The organism is Curtobacterium sp. MMLR14_010, from assembly GCF_001865015.1.
Lineage (GTDB): Bacteria > Actinomycetota > Actinomycetes > Actinomycetales > Microbacteriaceae > Curtobacterium.
This window is the reverse complement of sequence record NZ_MJGV01000034.1, coordinates 5,068-7,477: the sequence shown is the minus strand read 5'-3', so window position 1 is coordinate 7,477 and position 2,410 is coordinate 5,068. Positions and strand designations below refer to the sequence as shown.

The following is a 2,410-nucleotide window of genomic DNA, read 5'->3' as shown; positions in this document are numbered from 1 at the left end:
GTCGTTCGTGCCGTGCGCGAGGGACACCATCGAGGAGGTGAAGATCTGGCCGACGCGGAACCCGCCACGCTCGTTCGGGAACACGGGGCGTCGGGTGATCCGGTACGCGATGCGCGTCGACAGGAACGACACGAGCGCCGCGATGACCGGGGAGAGGAACGCCGGGATGATGACGACGGTCAGCAGCGCGACGTAGTTCACCGACTGGAACCCGGCGCCGACGATCGCCGCACCGATGAGCCCACCGAAGAGCGCGTGCGAGGACGACGACGGCAGGCCGCGCAGCCACGTGATCATGTTCCAGACCACCGCGCCGATCAGCCCGGCGAAGATCATCTCCGGCGAGATCGCGACCCCACCGGGGCCTTCGTTGATCAACCCGTGCGAGATCGACGTCGCGACGGCGGTGCTGAGGAACGCACCGACGAGGTTGAGCACCGCGGCGACCGTGACCGCGACCTTGGGCTTCATGGCCCCGGTTGCGATCGGTGTCGCCATCGCGTTGGCGGTGTCGTGAAATCCGTTTGTGAAGTCGAAGAAGAGGGCCAACGCGATGACCAGGACGACTATGAGTGTGATGTCCACCGCGGGCCAGTGAACCAGTCCGGAGCGTCCGGGGCAAACCCAGATCGTCACCGGATGTTCACCCGGCCTGCAAACTCGTTCAGCTTCGGAAGCATGCCGATGGGAGAATGAGGGCATGGACACCGCCGAGCTCCTCATCCTGCTGGTCGGATCGTTGCTCGTCACCGGGTTCGCACGGTCGAAGGGACTGCCCGCCCCGCTGCTCGTCACCGCGGTCGCGCTGGCCGCCTCGTTCCTGCCGGGACTCCCGCCGATCGAGATCGACTCGGAGCTGATCCTGACGGTGATCCTGCCGCCGCTGCTCTACTCGGCGGCCCTCGACGTGTCGTGGCAGAGCTTCCGGACGTCCATCAAGCAGATCCGTCGTCTCGGCATCTTCCTGGTCATCGTCACGGCGCTCGCGGTCGGCCTGGCGGCGTACATCATCATCCCGGACATGGACTGGCCCGCCGCGATCCTGCTCGGCGCCATCGTGGCCCCGCCGGACGCGGTGTCCGCCGCCGCGATCGGCCGCAAGCTCGGGCTCCCCCGTCGGGTGATGACGGTGCTGTCCGGCGAGAGCCTCATCAACGACGCCGCCTCGCTGACACTGGTGCGCGTCTTCACGCTCATCGCCGCGGGGACCTCGCTGACGATCTGGCAGGACCTCGGCATCTTCGGCCTGGCCATCGGCGTCGGCCTGGCGGTCGGCATCGTGCTCGGCGTGCTCGTGCACTGGATCCGGATGCGGATCAACGACCCGGTCGTCGAGACGATCATGAGCATCCTGCTGCCGTTCGTGGCGTACATCCTGGCCGAGGACCTCTCCGGGTCCGGCGTCATCGCGGTCGTCACGGCCGGGCTCTACATCGGCTACAACTCGCCGAAGGAGGGCTACGCCACCCGTCTGCAGGAACGCCCGCTCTGGACGAGCATCGACGTCATCCTCGAGGGCTTCGTCTTCGCGCTCATCGGCCTGCAGCTCAACACCGTCGTGCAGGACCTCATCAAGAGCGAGCGGAGTCTCGGCCAGACCCTGACGGCCGCCGCGGTCGTGCTCGCGGTCGTGATCCTCGTGCGGCCGCTGTTCGTGTTCGAGTCCTACGTGCGCAACCGCTTCAACGGGCGGTGGCTCCGACCACTGCGGATCAAGCTGTCCCGCGGGCACCCGTCCCTCCGCTGGATCCGCGGGTCCGCCGAGCCGAAGCTGAACTGGCGGGAGCTGACGGTCATCTCGTGGACCGGCATGCGCGGGGTGGTGACCCTGGCCGCTGCGGTGTCGGTCGTGGCGAACCCCGTCGACATCAAGGCCCAGGACACCATCTTCGTGATCGCGTTCATCGTGACGGTCGGCACCCTCCTGCTGCAGGGCCTGACGCTGCCCTTCGTGATCCGGTCGCTCAAGGTGCAGGACCCTGCCGAGGGCGAGGAGGACGTCCGCAGCGAGATGCGCCTGAACCAGCGCACCACCGAGGCGGCCATCGAGCTGCTCGACAAGCGCCGGCCGGAGTGGGCGAAGCAGTACGGCGACCAGGCCGTCGACTCGGTCGTCAGCCGACTCAAGAGCCGGCTCCAGCGCCAGGCTGAGGTCTTCCGCCAGGACGCCATGGAAGAGGAGTCGGAGGACCGCAACGCCCCCGCACGGCTGCGTGGGTCGCAGATCCAGGACATCCGCCGCGAGCTGCTCGACCGGCGCCGCGAGATCGTGCTCGAGGAACGCGAGCGCGGCAACCTCGACGAGGAGGTCATGCGCCGCGTGCTCGTGACCCTCGACGCCGAGGAACTGGCGATGGACTCGGCACAGGCGTCCCGCAGCCGGTCGTAGCGGGGGCTTCACCCAGGACCG

General features: G+C 68.1%; 2 protein-coding genes. One reads left to right on the top strand and one right to left on the bottom strand.

Annotated elements, in window-relative coordinates; translation table 11 throughout:
• A partial coding sequence (locus BIU98_RS07720; protein WP_139200623.1) for an inorganic phosphate transporter occupies positions 1-585 on the bottom strand: 585 nt, incomplete at its 3' end.
• A 115-nt stretch (positions 586-700) separates the two neighbouring features.
• Between BIU98_RS07720 and BIU98_RS07715 the strand changes: the two genes are divergently transcribed.
• Complete coding sequence (locus tag BIU98_RS07715) at positions 701-2,389, top strand: sodium:proton antiporter (protein WP_071274336.1); 1,689 nt, start codon at positions 701-703, stop codon at positions 2,387-2,389.
• Positions 2,390-2,410: the final 21 nt, after the last annotated feature.

What these genes read in the sequence shown, in the direction of transcription:
- BIU98_RS07715 (WP_071274336.1), top strand. Translation starts at nt 701, where the DNA reads ATGGACACCGCCGAGCTCCTCATCCTGCTGGTCGGATCGTTGCTCGTC.